This is a genomic window from Pseudomonas sp. TE3899 (assembly GCF_056279105.1).
Genome location: NZ_JBWBQR010000001.1, coordinates 5,213,146 through 5,231,908, shown reverse-complemented (window position 1 = coordinate 5,231,908; position 18,763 = coordinate 5,213,146). Strand labels below are relative to the sequence as shown.

Genomic DNA, 18,763 nt, shown 5'->3' with positions numbered 1-18,763 from the left:
TGAAAACCTCAACGGGCGCCCACCTGGGCGGGACACCCTGATTGAACCTCAACGAAACCGATCAACCTCATGCCGCAGGCCTGCCGCCAGGGATTCCAGCTCCTTGGCGGTGATGGCCAGGTTCGACACCACTTCGCGCTGCTCGCTGTTGGCCAGCGCAATGCTCTGCAAGTTGCTGCTGAGCAAGGTCGCGGTGCTGCTCTGTTCCTGGGTCGCAGTGGTGATCGCCGCGAACTGCTGACCTGCCGAACGACTCTGCTCATCAATCCGCTCAAGTGCCGAGGCGACGTTGGCATTTCGGGACAAGCCTTCCTGCATCAGCACGTTGCCCTGCTCCATGGTGCTGATGGCGTTGCCGGTTTCCTGCTGGATGCTCTGGATCATTCCGGAGATTTCATCGGTCGCTTCACGGGTGCGTGACGCCAGGTTGCGCACTTCATCGGCCACTACCGCAAAACCCCGGCCCTGCTCGCCCGCACGGGCGGCTTCGATGGCGGCGTTCAGCGCCAGCAGGTTGGTCTGGTCGGCAATCGCGGTAATTACCCCGACGATCCCGCCGATTTCCTGGGAGCGCTGCCCGAGGGTGTTGATCACCGTTGCGGTGCTGTTCAGTGCGCCAGCGATTTGCTCCAGTGAAGAAGAAGCTTCCTGCATCGATGTACGACCGATCTGAGTTTGCTGTGCGTTTTCCTGGGCCATGCGCTGGGTGTTGCCCATGTTGTCGGCGATGTTCAGGGACGTGGCGCTGAATTCTTCGACGGCGCCGGCCATGCTGGTGATTTCGCCGGACTGCTGCTCCATCCCTTCATAAGCACCGCCGGACAGACCGGACAAGGCCTGGGCGCGGCTGTTGACCTCTTCCGACGCCTTGCGGATGTGCTCGACCATGGTCGACAGGGCCTGGCTCATCTGGTTGAAGGCCCGGGCCAATTGACCGATTTCGTCGTTGCTCGACACATTCAGGCGCACGCTCAAATCACCGGCGCCCAAGGCTTCGGCTTGACGTACCAGGTCGCCCAGCGGTGCCAGTTTGCTGCGCAACAACCAGACCGCCGAACCGACTGCGATCAACATCGCCAACAGGCTGCCGATGGCCAGTTGAATGCCGACGCTCCAGGTCACGGCGCTGATTTCGGCTTTCGGCATGCTCGCCACTACCGACCACGGCCCGCCTTCGAACGGCACGGCCAGGCTGTAGAAATCTTCGGATTTGTCGCTCCAGAACTCGCCTTTACCCGGCGTCTTCGCCAAGTCGGTAACGGTTGGCACCGCCTTATCCAGTGCTTGCACACCGGCAATCGGCACCAGCCATTTGCCCTGTTCATCCAGCAACGCCAGGGAACCGGTCTTGCCGATGCGGAAGCGCTTGAGGTTTTCGAACTGCGCGTTCTGCGCGTCGGTGTAATCGAATCCTACGAACAGCACGGCAATCACCTTACCGCCGCTGTCACGTACGGGGGTGTACTGAGTCATGTAGGAACGTTCGAACAGCAAGGCGCGACCGACGTAGCTCTGGCCCGCGATCAAGCGCGCGTAGGCCGGGTGGGCGTGATCGAGCAAGGTGCCGATGGCCCGGGTGCCGTCCTGTTTGCTCAGGGAGGTGCTGACCCGAACGAAGTCTTCGCCGCTACGTACGAACAAGGTCGCGACGCCGGCGGTCATTTGCTTGAACTCGTCAACTTCCTTGAAGTTGTTGTTCAGCACCTCGCTGCCCAGGTGCAGGCCCGGGGTCTGCACGCCGGCCACGGTCACCGGCTCATCCGGGTGCACGCTGAGGCCGGCGCTGAAGCGCTTCTCGAACAGACCACTGAGACGCTGGGTGCTTTCCCGCAGCGTGCCGTGGAACGTGCTGAGCTGATCGGCGAGCAGGCGGGCCTCACTGGCCAGATGCTCTTCGCGGGTGGCGAGGTTGGCGGTGTCCAGCGAGCGCAGGGCGAACACGGTGCTGCCGCTGATGACAATCGCCAGAATCACGGCAAGCGCGAGACCAAGCTGTGAGGCGATCCGGGCACGGGGTTGAGACATGACAGCTCCTGGCCAAGCGACCGGATCCTCCTTGATCAGGCTCTGCGCTCAGCAAAATTTCGAATAATGGGAAAAACGCGAAACCGGCACGAAGGTTCCACCTGCAGATTTTCGGCGGCAAACCTGAATACTTGAGTCTTGGGCCAGGTTATAGCGCAAAGCCACTATCGCTTTTTCAACTCAGGCGTTCAACGTCCGGCAATTCCATGGCCCGCACTTCGCCCTGTAGGAAATCGCTGAGCCGGCGCATACGCTCACCACCGGGACGGGTTTTCGGCCAGACCAGGTAATATTTCTCACCGCTGGCAACGGCGGTCGGCCACGGCAAACTCAGACGCCCCTGCGCCACATCCTCGGCCACCATCAGCAAATCCCCCATCGACACGCCATACCCCCGGGCGGCGGCGATCATGCCCAGCTCCAGGGTATCGAACACCTGCCCGCCCTTGAGCGACACCTGATCGGCCAGTCCCATGCGCTCCAACCAATTGCGCCAGTCACGGCGGTCCGGCGCCGGGTGCAGCAGTTCGGTGGTGGCCAGTCGGGCGACGTCCCAGGGCTGGTCGTCCAGCAGATTGGGCGCGCCGACCGGGATCAGTTCTTCCGGGAACAGCAACGTCGTCTCCCAGTCCGGTGGGAAATTGCCTCGACTGAGGATCACCGCGCAATCGAAGGGTTCGTGGTTGAAGTCCACGGTGTCGATGTCCATCCAGGCGCTGGTCAGTTGCACTTCGTTGCCCGGTTGCAGGTGCCGGAAGCGACTGAGCCGCGCCAGCAGCCAGCGCATGGTCAGGGTCGACGGGGCTTTCATGCGCAGGATGTCGTCTTCGGCGCGCAAGGTATTGCAGGCGCGCTCCAGCGCGGTGAAACCTTCACGAATGCCCGGCAGGATCAGCCGCGCCGACTCGGTCAATTGCAGGTTGCGCCCGCTGCGGTGAAACAGCCGGCAGGCAAAATGCTCTTCGAGCGTACGAATATGCCGACTGACCGCACTTTGGGTAATCGACAGTTCTTCCGCCGCGCGGGTAAAGGAGCTATGCCGCGCCGCCGCTTCGAATGCGCGCAGGGCATACAAGGGAGGAAGCCGACGAGACATGCAGAAAGCTCCTATAGCGGGATGGGGCCAACTTATCAGAAAGTCCGCTGGATGAGTTTTAATCATGCCACCCATCCTTTTTATCCCTTTGTGCAAACCCCGCAGAGCGCCGAGAATCGAGCCTTTCCCATTAATACTGCCAATGGAGCGTGATGACCATGCAGCATCCAGCACGTACCGAACTCTGGGCCATCCTGCGGCTGGCGGGGCCGTTGATTGCCTCGCAGTTGGCGCACATGTTGATGGTCCTCACCGACACCCTGATGATGGCGCGCCTGAGCCCCGAGGCGCTGGCCGGCGGCGGCCTGGGCGCGGCGACTTACTCGTTCGTGTCGATTTTCTGCATTGGCGTGATCGCGGCAGTCGGCACGTTGGTGGCGATTCGTAAAGGCGCGGGCGATATCGTCGGCGCCGCGCGGTTGACCCAGGCCGGGTTGTGGCTGGCGTGGTTGATGGCGCTGGTGGCCGGGCTGCTGCTGTGGAACCTCAAACCGGTGTTGCTGCTGTTCGGCCAGACCGACACCAACGTCCACTCCGCCGGGCTGTTCCTGACGTTCCTGCCGTTCGCCCTGCCCGGCTACCTGAGTTTCATGGCCCTGCGCGGTTTCACCAGCGCCATCGGCCGGGCAACGCCGGTGATGGTGATCAGCCTGTGCGGCACCGTGGCCAACTTCGCACTCAATTACGCGTTCATCACCGGCATGTTCGGCTTGCCGAAAATGGGTCTGGTGGGGATTGGTCTGGTGACTGCGATTGTCGCCAACCTGATGGCTGTGGCGTTGGCGCTGCACATTCGGCGGCATCCGGCTTACGACGCTTACCCGTTGCGCCAGGGCCTGTCGCGGCCGAACCGCCAGTACCTGAAAGAACTGTGGCGCCTGGGCCTGCCGATTGGCGGCACCTACGCGGTGGAAGTCGGGTTGTTCGCCTTCGCGGCGCTGTGCATGGGGACGATGGGCAGCACGCAACTGGCGGCGCATCAGATTGCGCTGCAAATTGTGTCGGTGGCGTTCATGGTCCCGGCGGGGTTGTCGTATGCGATCACCATGCGCATCGGCCAGCACTACGGCGCCGGGCAATTGCTCGATGCGCGGCTGTCCGGTCGGGTCGGGATCGTATTTGGCGCGGCCTCGATGGTGGCCTTCGCCATGGTGTTCTGGCTGTGGCCGAATCAGTTGATCGGTTTGTTCCTGGACCATAACGACCCGGCCTTCCGCCCGGTCATCGACCTGGCCGTGAGCCTGTTGGCGGTGGCGGCGTGGTTCGAGCTGTTCGACGGCACGCAAACCATCGCCATGGGCTGCATCCGGGGGCTCAAGGATGCCAAGACTACATTCCTGGTCGGGCTCGGTTGCTATTGGCTGATCGGCGCGCCGGCCGCGTGGGTGATGGCGTTCAATCTGAACGGGGGGCCGACGGGGGTCTGGTGGGGCTTGGCGCTGGGATTGGCATGTGCGGCGGTGAGTTTGACGCTGGCGTTTGAGTGGAAGATGAAGCGGATGATTCGGCGCGAGCCTGCGGTGCAGGCCAGTTTCAGGGTGATTCAGCCAGATTAGGATCCCTGTAGGAGCGAGGCTTGCCCGCGAAGGTGTCGTGTCAGTTAACAACGATGTCGACTGATACGACGCCTTCGCGGGCAAGCCTCGCTCCTACAGGGGTCGGCGTTAGCTCACGATTTCGAGGGCGGGCTGTTGGCTGCTGCCAAACGTCAGATACTCCACCAACTCCGCCAACGGCAACGGCTTGCTGATCAGATAACCCTGCACCTGATCACACCCAAACCCGCGCAACAAATCCAGCTGCTCCGGGGTTTCCACACCTTCAGCCACCACTTCGAGGTTGAGGTTGTGCGCCAGGTTGATCATCGCGTGCACCAGTTTGCGGTTCTCCTCCCGCTCTTCCATGCCGCCGACAAAGCTCTTGTCGACCTTGAGCAAGGTGATCGGCAGGCTGTTGAGGTGCACGAACGAGGAGAACCCGGTACCGAAGTCGTCGAGGGAAAAACGCACACCGAGGCGGCCGAGGGCGTCCATGGTTTGCTTGACCAGGTCGCTGCGGCGCATCACGGCGGTTTCGGTCAGTTCGAATTCCAGCCATTGCGCTTCGACGCCGCGCTCAGTAATCAAGCGGCTCAACGTCGACAACAGCTGACTGTCCTGAAACTGGCGGAACGACAGGTTGATCGCCATGTGCAACGCCGGCAAACCCCGTTCGCGCAACGCCTGCATGTCGCGCAGGGCCCGGGAAATCACCCAGTAACCCAGCGGCACGATCAAACCGCTTTGCTCCGCCAGCGGCACAAATTCGCTCGGTGGCAGCAAACCCCGCTCAGCGTGACGCCAGCGCACCAAGGCTTCAAGGCCGACGATCTGGCCGTCTTCAAGATTCAGGCGCGGCTGGTAATGCAGTTCCAGTTCATCGCGACGCAAGGCCCGGCGCAGTTCGCTTTCGAGGTCGGCGATGCTGCGGGCGTTGCGGTTGATGCGTTCGTTGAAGATATGAAAGGTGCAGCCCTGGGTGCTCTTGGCCTGCTGCATGGCAATGTGCGCGTGCCACATCAACGGGTCGGCGCCGGCCTGGGCCCGGGCGTGAGCAATGCCGAGGCTGGAGCCGATCAACAGGCTTTCGCCATCGATCCAGTAAGGCTCGGCCAGCGCTTCGGTGATGCGTTCGGCCATCCACTCGGCCCGTTGCGGGGCGCGGCGGGTGTCGATCAACAGGGCGAATTCATCGCTGCCCAGTCGTGCCAGTTGATCCCCGGCCTCGAGTTGGCTTTTGAGTCGCGCGACCACTTGCAGGATCAATCGGTCGCCGGCCTGATGGCCGAGGGCGTCGTTGGCGTGCCGGAAATTGTCGAGGTCGAGGTGCCCGAGGGCCAGGCCGCGACCGTCGTTTTCCGCCAGACGCGCCGCCAGCAAGGTCTGGAAACCCTGGCGGTTGGCGATGCCGGTCAGCGGGTCTTGCTCGGCCAGGCGTTGCAGGGTGTTTTCCAGCACGCCGCGTTCGCGCACATGGCGCAGGCACCGGCGCAACATGCCAGGATCGAGCAGATCGCGCACCAGCCAGTCGCTCACACCGTCGGGCGGGGTCAGCGGTTCGTGTTCGAGCAGCAACACCATCGGCAGGCTGCACCGGCCGGGGGCGGGCTGAAGGGCCGGGATCGTCAACAACACCGCGTTGCGGTTGTCATCGAACAGACTGCTGACCGACTCCCAACTCGGCGCGCTGATCAGCACTGCCGAGCTCCCCATTGGAGCCAGACACTCGCGCAACAACGCTGTCCACGCTGGCTCTTCGGCCAGTAGCAGCAAACGCAAGGGTTCGACAGGCGTAGACAAGCTAGCTCCCTAGACTCTGCAATGATGTAGGCGGCGGGCATTATGCCGCGCCGGTAACCAATGACCAAATGACACCGGTTATCAAACACGGCTTTGTGTCTGGAATACGAACATTAGCCGCAAATTCTCCGCGCATCCTGCGTGAAAGTAACAAAACCGGCAAATAGAGATCGCGTGCTGCGTCACAAGTCGGAGAGAGCAGCACAATTCGCTGAGCCTGTTAAAATGCCGGCCCATTTCACAGATGACTCCCTGATTTCGTATGTCCCGACTCAATCCCCGGCAGCAAGAAGCCGTGAACTACGTCGGCGGCCCTCTATTGGTGCTCGCCGGTGCAGGCTCCGGCAAGACCAGCGTGATCACGCGCAAGATCGCGCACTTGATCCAGAACTGCGGCATCCGTGCCCAGTACATCGTCGCCATGACCTTTACCAACAAGGCTGCGCGGGAGATGAAGGAACGGGTCGGCACCCTGCTCAAGGGCGGCGAAGGTCGTGGCCTGACCGTGTGTACCTTCCACAACCTGGGCCTGAACATCATCCGCAAGGAACACGTGCGGCTGGGCTACAAGCCGGGCTTCTCGATCTTTGACGAGACTGACGTCAAAGCCTTGATGACCGACATCATGCAGAAGGAATACGCGGGCGACGACGGCGTCGACGAGATCAAGAACATGATCGGCTCGTGGAAGAACGACCTGATCCTGCCGCCCGAAGCCCTGGAAAACGCGCGTAATCCCAAGGAACAGACCGCCGCCATCGTCTACACCCACTACCAGCGCACGCTCAAGGCGTTCAACGCGGTGGACTTCGACGACCTGATCCTGCTGCCGGTAAAACTCTTCCAGGAACACGCCGACATCCTCGAAAAGTGGCAGAACAAGGTGCGCTACCTGCTGGTGGACGAATACCAGGACACCAACGCCAGCCAGTATTTGCTGGTGAAACTGCTGATCGGCACGCGCAACCAGTTCACCGTGGTCGGCGACGATGACCAGTCGATCTACGCCTGGCGCGGTGCCCGGCCGGAAAACCTGATGCTTTTGAAGGACGACTACCCGTCCCTGAAAGTGGTGATGCTGGAGCAAAACTACCGCTCCACCAGCCGCATCCTGCGCTGCGCCAACGTGCTGATCTCGAACAACCCCCACGAGTTTGAAAAACAACTGTGGAGCGAGATGGGCCACGGCGACGAGATCCGAGTGATCCGCTGCCGCAACGAAGACGCCGAAGCCGAGCGCGTGGCCGTCGAGTTGCTGACCCTGCACCTGCGCACCGACCGGCCGTACAGCGATTTCGCGATCCTCTATCGCGGCAACTACCAGGCCAAGCTGATCGAGCTGAAGCTGCAACACCATCAGATTCCTTACCGACTTTCCGGCGGCAACAGCTTTTTCGGACGTCAGGAAGTGAAAGACCTGATGGCCTACTTCCGCCTGATCGTGAACCCGGACGACGACAACGCCTTCCTGCGCGTGATCAACGTGCCGCGCCGGGAAATCGGTTCGACGACCCTGGAAAAACTCGGCAACTACGCCACCGAACGCAAGATCTCGATGTACGCCGCCACCGACGAAATCGGCCTGGGCGAGCATCTGGACACGCGGTTCACCGATCGCCTGTCGCGCTTCAAGCGCTTCATGGACAAGGTCCGCGAGCAGTGCGCCGGCGAAGACCCGATCTCGGCACTGCGCAGCATGGTCATGGACATCGATTACGAGAACTGGCTGCGCACCAACAGCTCCAGCGACAAGGCCGCCGACTACCGCATGGGTAACGTCTGGTTCCTGATCGAGGCGTTGAAAAACACCCTGGAGAAAGACGAAGAAGGCGAGATGACCGTCGAAGACGCCATCGGCAAACTGGTTTTGCGCGACATGCTGGAACGTCAGCAGGAAGAGGAAGACGGCGCCGAAGGCGTGCAGATGATGACCTTGCACGCCTCCAAGGGCCTGGAATTCCCCTACGTGTTCATCATGGGCATGGAAGAGGAAATCCTCCCGCACCGCTCCAGCATCGAAGCCGACACCATCGAAGAAGAACGCCGACTGGCCTACGTCGGGATTACCCGGGCGCGTCAGACTCTGGCCTTCACTTTTGCCGCCAAGCGTAAGCAATACGGCGAGATCATCGACTGCGCACCGAGCCGCTTCCTCGATGAACTGCCGCCGGACGACCTGGCCTGGGAAGGCAACGACGACACGCCCGTTGAAGTCAAAGCCGTTCGCGGCAACACCGCATTGGCGGATATACGCGCGATGTTAAAGCGCTAGAATCGACTACTTTTTAACCAGCCCTGGACGCACAGGCGTCCGTAGAGGAAAGCTTCATGGAAGCACTGCACAAGAAAATTCGCGAAGAAGGCATCGTGCTTTCCGATCAGGTCCTGAAAGTCGACGCCTTTCTGAACCACCAGATCGACCCGGCCTTGATGAAGCTGATCGGCGACGAATTCGCCACGCTGTTCAAGGACTCGGGCATCACCAAGATCGTCACCATCGAAGCCTCGGGCATTGCCCCGGCGATCATGACTGGCCTGAATCTGGGCGTGCCGGTGATCTTCGCACGCAAGCACCAGTCCCTGACCCTGACCGAAAACCTGCTGTCGGCGACCGTTTATTCGTTCACCAAGCAGACCGAAAGCACCGTGGCCATCTCCCCGCGCCACCTGACCAGCAGCGACCGCGTGCTGATCATCGATGACTTTTTGGCCAACGGTAAGGCGTCCCAGGCGCTGATCTCGATCATCAAACAGGCTGGCGCGACGGTCGCCGGTTTGGGGATCGTGATCGAGAAGTCGTTCCAGGGTGGGCGTGCGGAACTGGATGCACAGGGTTATCGCGTTGAGTCGTTGGCACGCGTTCAGTCGTTGGCTGGCGGTGTCGTGACCTTCATCGAGTAACCCCCGCAATGATCGTTCCCACGCTCCGCGTGGGAATGCAGCCCGGGACGCTCCGCGTCCCATCCAAGCCGAACGCGGAGCGTCCGAAGAGGCATTCCCACGCAGAGCGTGGGAACGATCAGCATGTCGTGCCAAATGTTGTAGTCGACATAACCCCTGTAGGAGCGAGGCTTGCCCGCGAAGGCGCCCTCACTGCTGGCCGGTGGCTTTCAGGCCGGTGAGCAGTAGCCGCTGAAACAAATCCTCTTTCAACCCGTCCGTGTCAGTCAGCTGCATCCGCTCCAGATGCTCCGGGTATTGCGATGCTTCAGGCGCATCCAGCGCAGCCTTGCCCAGTTCCAGAATCTCGCTCAGCTTGAACTTGCTCTTCAACCAGTTCAGCGCCCGCAACACATCCCGCTCCACCTCGGTGAAATCACAGCCCAGCGGATATTCCGGAAATAAATTCGGATGCCGCGCCTGGATCGCCTGCAAACGCTGTGGATGGTTGTCGGCAAAGCGCGGATCGAGGCGGAAGTTCTTCGGCAGTTTGCCGACGTTCTGCGCCTGTTCAATCAGCCCCGGCTGGAAGCGTGAATCGCTGATATTGAGCAACGCCTCGATCACCGCCGAATCGGTCTTGCCGCGCAAATCGGCGATGCCGTATTCAGTGACGACGATATCCCGCAGATGCCGGGGAATGGTGCAATGGCCGTACTCCCAGACAATGTTCGAACTGACCTCCCCGCCCGACTCGCGCCAACTGCGCAGGATCAGCACCGAACGCGCACCTTCCAGCGCATGGCCCTGGGCGACGAAGTTGTACTGCCCGCCGACGCCGCTGAGCACCCGCCCGTCTTCCAGCTGATCCGCCACACCGGCCCCCATCAGGGTCATGGTGAACACGGTGTTGATGAACCGCGCATCCAGGCGCTGCAAACGCTTGAGCTCTTCCTGGCCGTAGAGTTCGTTGATGTAGCTGATGCGGGTCATGTTGAACTCGAGGCGCTTGCTTTGGGGCAACTCGCGCAGGCGCTCGTAGAAACTGCGCGGGCCGAGGAAGAAGCCGCCGTGCACCGAGATGCCGTCGGTTTGCGCCGCTTCGTCGAGGGTGCCGTCGTTGGCCTGTTGCTGGGTCGGCACGTCCGGGTAGACCTTGCGCCGGATGATGCCGGCGTCGCCCAGCACCAGCAAACCGTTGACGAACATCTCGCTGCAACCATAGAGCCCCTTGGCGAAAGGTTCGACGCCGCCCTCGCGCTCGATCAACTGCGCCCACTGGCTCAGGTTCAGGTCAGCCAGCAGCGCCTTGTACCCGGCGTTATCCGCCTGGCGCGCCAGCAATGCCGCGGTCAGCGCATCCCCCATGGAGCCGATGCCGATCTGCAAGGTGCCGCCATCGCGCACCAGCGTACTGGCGTGCAGGCCGATGAAGTGATCCTGGAAACCCACCGGCATGTTGGGCGTCGAGAACAGCGTGGTGTTGTCCTTCTCGTCGATCAGCAGGTCGAACGCGTCCATGCCGACTTCGGCATCACCGGGCATGTAGGGCAAATCGTTGTGCACCTGGCCCACCAGCAGGATCGTCTCCCCCGCCTCACGCCGTTTGGCGATCATCGGAAACAGGTCGAGGGTGATGTCCGGGTTGCAGCTCAGGCTGAGGCGATCGGGATGGTCGCCATGGCTGGCCACCAGTTGCGCCACCAGATTCAGCCCGGCGGCGTTGATGTCCCGGGCGGCGTGGCTGTAGTTGCTGCTGACGTAATCCTGCTGGGCCTGGGCGCTGTGCAACAGGCTGCCGGGCTGCATGAAGAATTGCTGGACCTGGATATTCGGCGGCAGGCTGTCTTTTTGCAGCGGCGCCAGAAACTCCAGCTCTGGATAATCGCCGAAAACCCGTTCGATGAAGGGTTCGAGGAAGCGCTTTTGCAGGCCATCGCCCAAGGAGGGCCGGCCGAGGCACAGGGCGGTGTAGATCGTCAGCCGCCGCTCGGGCAGTTGCGCGATACGCTGGTACAGCGCGTTGACGAAGTGATTGGGCTTGCCCAGACCCAGGGGCAGGCCCATGTGAATATGCGCCGGCAACCGCGCCAGTACGTCATCGACCGCCTGTTCGATAGAACACAACTGCACCATCTGATCCTCCCGCACGTTCCGTGAATTGGGGTTGGACCGAGCTTGCCGGGTCTTTGCTGCAAAGAATAGTCGCGCAGGCAAATCGCAGGCACAAAAAAGCCGCTCGCAAGCGGCTATTTCGCTGAAGATGGGGGCTTATTTCAGGCCGGACATCTTCTCGATTGCGCCCTTCAGCTCAGGATCGGAGCAGTCGGCGCAGGTGCCTTTTGGCGGCATGGAGTTGATGCCGGTGATGGCTTTGGCCAGCAGACCGTCAAGCCCGCCTTGTTCTTTGGCACGTTTGCCCCAGTCAGCCGCATCGCCTATTTTTGGCGAGCCCAACAGGCCAGTACCGTGGCAAGCGTTGCAATGTTTTGCAATCACTTCATCAGGGGTCTTGGCCCCACCACCGCCGCCCGCCGAAGCCGCGACTTCCATCCCTTTGCACTCTTGACCCGTTACACAAACCTGACCCACAGGCTCAAGGCGTTTAGCAATATCGTCGTTCGTTGCAGCTTGTGCGCTCACAGCCCAAAGGGCCAATACAGTTGCTGGTGCAGCCAGCATTTTCATAATTAGGTTCACGCGTTCACCCTCAATGGTGGCTATTCACGCCCGCGGCCACGGTTCGCAGGCGGGCGCAAGTATAACGGCAAGCCCGCCACACTGAAACAACCCCAAAGTCGAAGGGGTCTTGTTGCGTGGCGTAAAACGGTTCAGGCGCCTTCGCAATGCTTACAGGACGCCTCTTTTTAGAAGTTCGCCGGCGTGGCTGCGCTGATTAGTCGCGCCGGTGCGTCGAACGGATTCCGGAAACGGTGCGGCTTGGTACTTTCAAAGTAGTAGCTGTCGCCGGCTTCGAGCACAAAAGTTTCAGCGCCGACCACCAACTCCAGCCGCCCTTCCACCAGAATCCCGGTTTCCTCGCCCTCATGGGTGAGCATCTCGTCACCGGTGTCGGCGCCTGGCGGGTAGATTTCATTGAGGAACGCGATAGCCCGGCTCGGGTGCGCGCGGCCGACCAGCTTCATGGTCACGGCGCCATCGGAGATATCGATCAGCTCGTTGGCCTTGTAGACGATCTGGGTCGGTTTTTCCTGCAGGATTTCTTCGGAAAAGAACTCGACCATGGACATGGGAATCCCGCCCAACACTTTGCGCAGCGAACTGATCGAGGGGCTGACGCTGTTTTTCTCGATCATCGAAATGGTGCTGTTGGTGACGCCCGCGCGCTTGGCGAGCTCACGCTGCGAAAGACCTTTGAGCTTACGGATGGATTGCAGTCGTTCACCGACGTCCAATGCTGGAGCCTCCAGGGATTCAGGTTGTAAGGATATTGAGCGTTATCATGGCGACAGCGTTCAGTATTTACAACACTTTGGCCTGAATCCCATTCGGCGAGGCGACTTCCGACGCGCGTCGTTTCGTCTCAAGCCCCGGAATAGAGCAGCGGCACCCGGCGCAGGTTGCAGAAGATCTGGTACGGAATCGTGTCGGCGGCCATGGCCACTTCGCTGGCCAGGATGTTTTTTCCCCACAACTCGACGGTCGAACCGAGCCCGGCTTGCGGCACATCGGTCAGGTCGATGCAGAGCATGTCCATCGACACCCGGCCCAGCAACTGGCTGCGTTGCCCGGCGACCAGCACCGGCGTACCGGTCGGCGCATGACGCGGGTAGCCGTCGGCATAACCCATGGCGACCACGCCAATGCGCATCGGCTTCTGGGTGATGAATTTGGCGCCATAGCCAACCGGCTCGCCGGCCGGCAGTTCGCGCACGCAGATCACTTTCGATTCCAGTGTCATCACCGGTTGCAGGCGCGAGGCCACGGCGTTGGCTTCTTCAAAAGGTGTGGCGCCGTAGAGCATGATGCCCGGACGTACCCAATCGCTGGGGATCTGCGGCCAACCGAGCACCGCCGGCGAGTTGCGCAGGCTGACCTCGGCGGACAAGCCCTGGCGCGCCGCCTCGAACACCGCAACCTGCTCGGCACTGGCCTGCTCATGCAGCTCATCGGCCCGGGCGAAGTGGCTCATCAAGACGATTTTTGCCACTTTGCCGCTCGCCAGGAGCCGTTGATAACCCGACTGGAAATCCTTTGGATGCAGACCGACCCGGTGCATGCCGGAATCGAGTTTGAGCCAGACCGTGATCGGTTTGCTCAGCGCGGCCTTCTCAATTGCTTCGAGTTGCCACAGCGAATGCACCACACACCAGAAGTCGTGCTCGACAATCAGCGACAGCTCATCGGCTTCGAAAAAACCTTCCAGCAACAACACCGGCGCCTTGATACCGGCGGCGCGCAGCTCCAAGGCTTCTTCGATGCAGGCCACGGCAAAGCCGTCCGCCTCGGCTTCCAGCGCCTGGGCGCAACGCACCGCGCCATGGCCGTAGGCATCGGCCTTGATCACCGCGAGGGCTTTGGCCCCCGGCGTGAGTTCACGGGCGATCTGGTAGTTGTGACGCAGAGCTTGAAGGTCGATCAGGGCACGGGCAGGACGCATGGCGGCAGACTTCTAGGCGGTCATGGGAATAAAAACCGGCGCTGGCTGACGGCGTGAACCGCCAACAGCACCGGGAGAGGGATAGTTACGACCGATTAAGGCAGTGCGGCAACCACTGACAGCTCAACCAGGATTTGCGGTTCGCACAGCTTCGACTCAACCGTGGCACGGGCCGGGGCGACGCCTTTTGGCAGCCACTTGTCCCATACCGAATTCATGCCGGCGAAATCGGCGTTGATGTCTTTCAGGTAAATCGTCACCGACAGTATGTGGTTCTTGTCGGTGCCGGCCAGGTCGAGCAACCGCTCGATGTTGGCCAGGGTTTCACGGGTCTGCTGTTCAATCCCGGCGCTCATGTCATCGCCGACCTGCCCTGCCAGGTACACCGTACCGTTGTGGGCGACGATCTGACTCATGCGTTCATTGGTGAGCTGGCGCTGGATTGCCATGCTTTGCGGACTCCTTGATTTTGCTGCCATAACGGGAAATATCGAGGCCTTCGGCGCTGATCTGCGGCGTTTTCTTCGCCATCAGGTCAGCCAGCAAACGACCGGAACCACAAGCCATGGTCCAACCGAGGGTGCCGTGGCCGGTGTTCAGGAACAAGTTGCTGAACGGGGTGGCGCCAACGATCGGTGTGCCGTCCGGGGTGGTCGGACGCAGGCCGGTCCAGAAACTCGCCTGGGCCAGGTCGCCGCCCTGAGGATAGAGGTCGTTGACGATCATCTCCAGGGTTTCGCGCCGACGCGGGTTAAGCGACAGGTCAAAACCGGCGATTTCCGCCATGCCGCCCACGCGGATGCGGTTATCGAAACGGGTGATCGCGACCTTGTAGGTCTCGTCGAGAATAGTCGAGGTCGGGGCCATTGCCGGGTTGGTGATCGGCACGGTCAGGGAGTAACCCTTGAGCGGATACACCGGGGCCTTGATGCCCAGCGGCTTGAGCAGTTGCGGCGAGTAGCTGCCGAGGGCGAGGACGTAGCGGTCAGCGGTTTCCAGCTTGCCGTCGATCCACACGCCATTCACGCGATCACCAGCGTGGTCGAGGCGCTGGATGTCCTGGCCGTAGCGGAACTCCACACCCAGCTTCACGGCCATTTCGGCCAGGCGGGTGGTGAAGATCTGGCAGTCGCCGGTCTGGTCGTTCGGCAGGCGCAGGGCACCGGCGAGGATGTCGGTGACAGCCGCCAGGGCCGGTTCAACCCGGGCAATGCCGGCGCGGTCGAGCAGTTCGAACGGCACGCCGGACTCTTTGAGCACGGCGATGTCTTTCGCGGCGCCGTCGAGCTGAGCCTGGGTGCGGAACAGTTGCGTAGTCCCCAGGCTGCGGCCTTCGTAGGCAATGCCGGTTTCGGCGCGCAACTCGTCGAGGCAGTCACGGCTGTACTCGGACAGACGCACCATGCGCTCCTTGTTCACCGCATAACGGTTGGCGGTGCAGTTGCGCAGCATCTGCGCCATCCACAGGTATTGGTCGATGTCGGCAGTCGCCTTGATCGCCAGCGGCGCGTGGCGCTGCAGCAGCCACTTGATGGCCTTGAGCGGCACACCCGGCGCGGCCCACGGCGAGGCATAACCCGGCGAGACCTGCCCGGCGTTGGCGAAACTGGTCTCCATGGCAGCGGCCGGCTGCCGGTCGACCACCACCACTTCAAATCCGGCACGGGCCAGATAGTAAGCACTGGCGGTACCGATGACGCCGCTACCCAAGACCATAACGCGCATTTTTGTATCCCTCATCGCGGCTTACCGCTGACGTGTGTTGTGCAGACCGAAGATGTGGGCAGTTTAAAAAAGATTAGCCAGTGCATTTCACTATATAAGTGCCTATATTTGGCGACAATTCTCGGCAAAAACCCTTTTCACGGAGGCGCATCCCCTATGCGTACCAACACTCAGACCAAACGTGAGCTGGACAAGATCGACCGCAACATCCTGCGGATCCTGCAAGCGGACGGGCGCATCTCCTTCACCGAGCTGGGGGAAAAGGTCGGCCTGTCGACCACGCCCTGCACCGAGCGGGTCCGTCGGCTGGAGCGCGAAGGAATCATCATGGGCTACAACGCCCGGCTCAATCCGCAGCACCTCAAGGGCAGCCTGCTGGTGTTTGTCGAGATCAGTCTCGACTACAAATCCGGCGACACTTTCGAAGAGTTCCGACGCGCCGTGCTGAAACTGCCCCACGTGCTGGAGTGCCATTTGGTGTCAGGGGACTTCGATTATCTGGTGAAGGCGCGGATTTCCGAGATGGCGTCGTACCGCAAATTGCTGGGCGATATCTTGCTCAAGCTGCCGCATGTGCGCGAATCCAAGAGCTATATCGTGATGGAAGAGGTGAAAGAGAGTTTGTGTTTGCCGATTCCGGATTGACCTCACGCCGATCGTTCCCACGCTCTGCGTGGGAATGCCTCAACGGACGCTCCGCGTTCGGCTCTTGGGACGCAGAGCGTCCCGGGCTGCATTCCCACGCGGAGCGTGGGAACGATCACACGAGGACCTGCCGCGTCGAAGCCATGTACTCATGAATCTGCTTCTCCACCCGCGGATGAATCAGCTCCACCGGCCCACGCCCGTTGGGGCATGGCAAGGTCTTGGTGGTGCCGAACAGCCGGCAGATCAGCGGCCGCTCGCCATACACGGTGCAGCCGTCGGGCCCCAGGTGGACGCAATTGAGCTCATCCATCGCCGCATCCTGCTCGGCGCGGGTCTTGCGCGGCAGGCGGGACATTTCTTCCGGTGAGGTGGTGACCGGCCCGCAGCAGTCATGGCAGCCCGGCACGCACTCGAACGAGGGGATTTGCTGGCGCAGGGTGCGAATCTTCTGACTGTTGCAGCTCATCGAAGTGGTGACCAAAAGCGGAATAGAGCGCGATTCTGACGCATCCGGCCCGATCCATACAGCCGCAACTGACCAGTGTTGCCCGCGTCGGAAGGTCCGGCTTATGCTCCGTCAACTTTTTCAAACACACGCATCAGGAATCCACGCATGAATGCCCCTGCCCGGCACACCGCCTCTTATTACGCCGCCAGCAGCCTGCCGCAGCCCGATCATCCGGCGCTGCAAGGCGAGTTGACGGCGGATGTGTGCGTGGTCGGCGGCGGGTTTTCCGGGCTGAACACCGCACTGGAACTGGCGGAACGCGGCCTCAGCGTGGTGCTGCTGGAAGCCCACAAGATTGGCTGGGGCGCGAGCGGGCGCAACGGCGGGCAATTGATTCGCGGGGTCGGCCATGGCCTCGATCAGTTCACCAACGTCATCGGTGCCGACGGCGTGCGTCAGATGAAACTCATGGGCCTGGAAGCGGTGGAAATCGTCCGACAGCGAGTCGAGCGTTTTCAGATTCCCTGCGACCTGACCTGGGGTTATTGCGATCTGGCCAACAAACCCCGGGATCTTGAAGGCTTCGCCGAGGACGCCGAAGAACTGCGCGGCCTCGGTTACCGCTATGAAACCCGACTGCTGCAAGCCAACGAGATGCACTCGGTGGTCGGCTCCGACCGTTACGTCGGCGGCTTGATCGACATGGGTTCCGGGCATCTGCACCCGCTTAACCTGGCGCTCGGCGAAGCGGCAGCCGCACAGCAATTGGGCGCAAGACTGTTCGAACAGTCGGCAGTCACTCGCATCGAGTACGGCAGCGAAGTGAAGGTCCACACCGCCCAAGGCTCCGTCCGCGCCAAAACTCTGGTGCTGGGCTGCAACGCCTACCTCAACGACCTCAACCCCGAACTCAGCGGCAAAGTGCTACCCGCCGGCAGCTACATCATCGCCACCGAGCCGTTGAACGAAGAGCAGGCGCACGCCTTGCTGCCGCAGAACATGGCGGTGTGTGATCAACGGGTAGCGCTGGATTACTACCGGCTCTCGGCGGATCGGCGCTTGCTGTTCGGCGGTGCCTGCCATTACTCGGGTCGGGACCCGAAAGACATCGCAGCGTATATGCGGCCGAAGATGCTGGACGTATTCCCGCAGTTGGCCGGGGTGAAGATCGACTATCAATGGGGCGGCATGATCGGCATCGGCGCCAACCGACTGCCGCAGATCGGCCGGCTCAAGGACCAGCCGAACGTCTATTACGCCCAGGCCTATTCCGGTCACGGGGTGAATGCCACGCACCTGGCGGGCAAGTTGCTGGCTGAAGCCATCAGCGGCCAACACAGCGGAGGGTTCGATCTGTTTGCCCAGGTGCCGCACATCACCTTCCTGGGCGGCAGGCATTTGCGTTCGCCGTTGTTGGCGTTGGGGATGTTGTGGCATCGGATGAAAGAGTTGGTCTGATAGCTCTTTAGCGTCTGTAAGGGCGCCTTCGCGGGCAAGCCTCGCTCCTACAGGTTACGCGTCGTTCGTTGGATCAACGCTAAACCGCAGGAGCGAGGCTTGCCCGCGAATGGATCGAAAGATTGACACAAGACTCAGATCCGCCAGAACGGCTTAAGCCCCTCCGCCAATGCCTGCTCCCGACTCAACCCAACATCCCGCAACTGCTCCGGGGTCAGGCTCAGCAACGCCTTGCGCGTGTGCAGACGATGCCAGAACAGACCCCAGCGCCCCAGGCAGGACGGCGCGTTGCGCATTTGCGCCTCACGGGTGCCGTGGTTCTGCCCTGCCGCCAGTTCCTGACTGTGTAACGTCAGCCGCACATCGCTCAAGCCGTTCATGTTGATCGCTCCTGTTTACTTGGGTAGCCAGAGGTTTCATCATGCGCGGACGGCGAAAAGCATTACAGATTCAAAGCCGCTGTATTATTTCCATACAGATTGACCGCTTAAACCTCTGAATCACGTATTTTTGCCCCATCTGTA

16 protein-coding genes are annotated in these 18,763 nt (G+C 61.4%); 5 read left to right on the top strand and 11 right to left on the bottom strand.

Features of this window, described 5'->3' with window-relative positions; genetic code table 11:
* Positions 1-48: 48 nt before the first annotated feature.
* Both ACZ89E_RS23715 and ACZ89E_RS23710 read right to left on the bottom strand, forming a co-directional pair.
* Entirely contained in the window at positions 49-2,025 is a 1,977-nt protein-coding gene (locus tag ACZ89E_RS23715) for a methyl-accepting chemotaxis protein (RefSeq protein ID WP_476256578.1), read from the bottom strand.
* A 175-nt stretch (positions 2,026-2,200) separates the two neighbouring features.
* Entirely contained in the window at positions 2,201-3,121 is a 921-nt protein-coding gene (locus tag ACZ89E_RS23710) for a LysR substrate-binding domain-containing protein (RefSeq protein ID WP_169372517.1), read from the bottom strand.
* Positions 3,122-3,279: 158 nt separating this feature from the next.
* Here ACZ89E_RS23710 and ACZ89E_RS23705 point away from each other — a divergent pair, with 158 nt between their 5' ends.
* Positions 3,280-4,677, top strand: coding sequence for a NorM family multidrug efflux MATE transporter (locus ACZ89E_RS23705; protein ID WP_149659497.1), 1,398 nt, complete (start codon positions 3,280-3,282; stop codon positions 4,675-4,677).
* Between the two features lie 108 nt (positions 4,678-4,785).
* Here the strand turns inward: ACZ89E_RS23705 and ACZ89E_RS23700 are convergent, their stop codons facing one another.
* A complete protein-coding gene (locus tag ACZ89E_RS23700; protein ID WP_149659496.1) occupies positions 4,786-6,459 on the bottom strand; it encodes a putative bifunctional diguanylate cyclase/phosphodiesterase in 1,674 nt (557 codons plus the stop codon).
* A gap of 262 nt (positions 6,460-6,721) precedes the next feature.
* Here ACZ89E_RS23700 and rep point away from each other — a divergent pair, with 262 nt between their 5' ends.
* Together rep and ACZ89E_RS23690 are read left to right on the top strand one after the other, a co-directional pair.
* Positions 6,722-8,731, top strand: a complete 2,010-nt coding sequence (gene rep / locus ACZ89E_RS23695; protein ID WP_092276241.1) for a DNA helicase Rep — start codon at positions 6,722-6,724, stop codon at positions 8,729-8,731.
* 56 nt (positions 8,732-8,787) lie between these two features.
* Positions 8,788-9,360: a xanthine phosphoribosyltransferase gene (locus tag ACZ89E_RS23690; protein WP_020799401.1), complete on the top strand. Its 573-nt coding sequence runs from the start codon at positions 8,788-8,790 to the stop codon at positions 9,358-9,360.
* 189 nt (positions 9,361-9,549) lie between these two features.
* On the opposite strand, the gene ACZ89E_RS23685 is transcribed toward ACZ89E_RS23690, so the two are convergent.
* The 6 genes from ACZ89E_RS23685 to dadA all read right to left on the bottom strand — a co-directional run bounded on the left by ACZ89E_RS23685 (position 9,550) and on the right by dadA (position 15,685).
* Complete coding sequence (locus ACZ89E_RS23685; protein WP_149659495.1) at positions 9,550-11,475, bottom strand: acetyl-CoA hydrolase/transferase C-terminal domain-containing protein; 1,926 nt, start codon at positions 11,473-11,475, stop codon at positions 9,550-9,552.
* Positions 11,476-11,610: 135 nt separating this feature from the next.
* Complete coding sequence (locus tag ACZ89E_RS23680; protein WP_149659537.1) at positions 11,611-12,027, bottom strand: c-type cytochrome; 417 nt, start codon at positions 12,025-12,027, stop codon at positions 11,611-11,613.
* Between the two features lie 179 nt (positions 12,028-12,206).
* Entirely contained in the window at positions 12,207-12,755 is a 549-nt protein-coding gene (locus ACZ89E_RS23675) for a cupin domain-containing protein (protein WP_047226150.1), read from the bottom strand.
* Positions 12,756-12,883: 128 nt separating this feature from the next.
* Positions 12,884-13,960 carry an alanine racemase gene (alr, locus tag ACZ89E_RS23670; RefSeq protein ID WP_476256577.1) on the bottom strand — a complete coding sequence of 359 codons (1,077 nt, stop codon included), beginning with the start codon at positions 13,958-13,960 and terminating at the stop codon, positions 12,884-12,886.
* A 95-nt stretch (positions 13,961-14,055) separates the two neighbouring features.
* Positions 14,056-14,409, bottom strand: a complete 354-nt coding sequence (locus ACZ89E_RS23665) for a RidA family protein (protein WP_149659493.1) — start codon at positions 14,407-14,409, stop codon at positions 14,056-14,058.
* Positions 14,381-15,685, bottom strand: coding sequence for a D-amino acid dehydrogenase (dadA, locus tag ACZ89E_RS23660; protein ID WP_463258851.1), 1,305 nt, complete (start codon positions 15,683-15,685; stop codon positions 14,381-14,383). Before dadA ends, ACZ89E_RS23665 begins: the two co-directional genes overlap by 29 nt.
* A 156-nt stretch (positions 15,686-15,841) precedes the next feature.
* Here dadA and ACZ89E_RS23655 point away from each other — a divergent pair, with 156 nt between their 5' ends.
* Positions 15,842-16,330, top strand: a complete 489-nt coding sequence (locus ACZ89E_RS23655) for an Lrp/AsnC ligand binding domain-containing protein (RefSeq protein ID WP_010465173.1) — start codon at positions 15,842-15,844, stop codon at positions 16,328-16,330.
* Positions 16,331-16,445: 115 nt separating this feature from the next.
* On the opposite strand, the gene ACZ89E_RS23650 is transcribed toward ACZ89E_RS23655, so the two are convergent.
* Positions 16,446-16,799, bottom strand: coding sequence for a YkgJ family cysteine cluster protein (locus ACZ89E_RS23650; RefSeq protein WP_149659491.1), 354 nt, complete (start codon positions 16,797-16,799; stop codon positions 16,446-16,448).
* A gap of 147 nt (positions 16,800-16,946) precedes the next feature.
* Here ACZ89E_RS23650 and ACZ89E_RS23645 point away from each other — a divergent pair, with 147 nt between their 5' ends.
* On the top strand, positions 16,947-18,239 hold the full coding sequence (locus ACZ89E_RS23645) for an NAD(P)/FAD-dependent oxidoreductase (RefSeq protein WP_476256576.1): 1,293 nt from the start codon (positions 16,947-16,949) through the stop codon (positions 18,237-18,239).
* 134 nt (positions 18,240-18,373) lie between these two features.
* On the opposite strand, the gene ACZ89E_RS23640 is transcribed toward ACZ89E_RS23645, so the two are convergent.
* Entirely contained in the window at positions 18,374-18,619 is a 246-nt protein-coding gene (locus tag ACZ89E_RS23640; protein WP_149659489.1) for a DUF1127 domain-containing protein, read from the bottom strand.
* Positions 18,620-18,763: the final 144 nt, after the last annotated feature.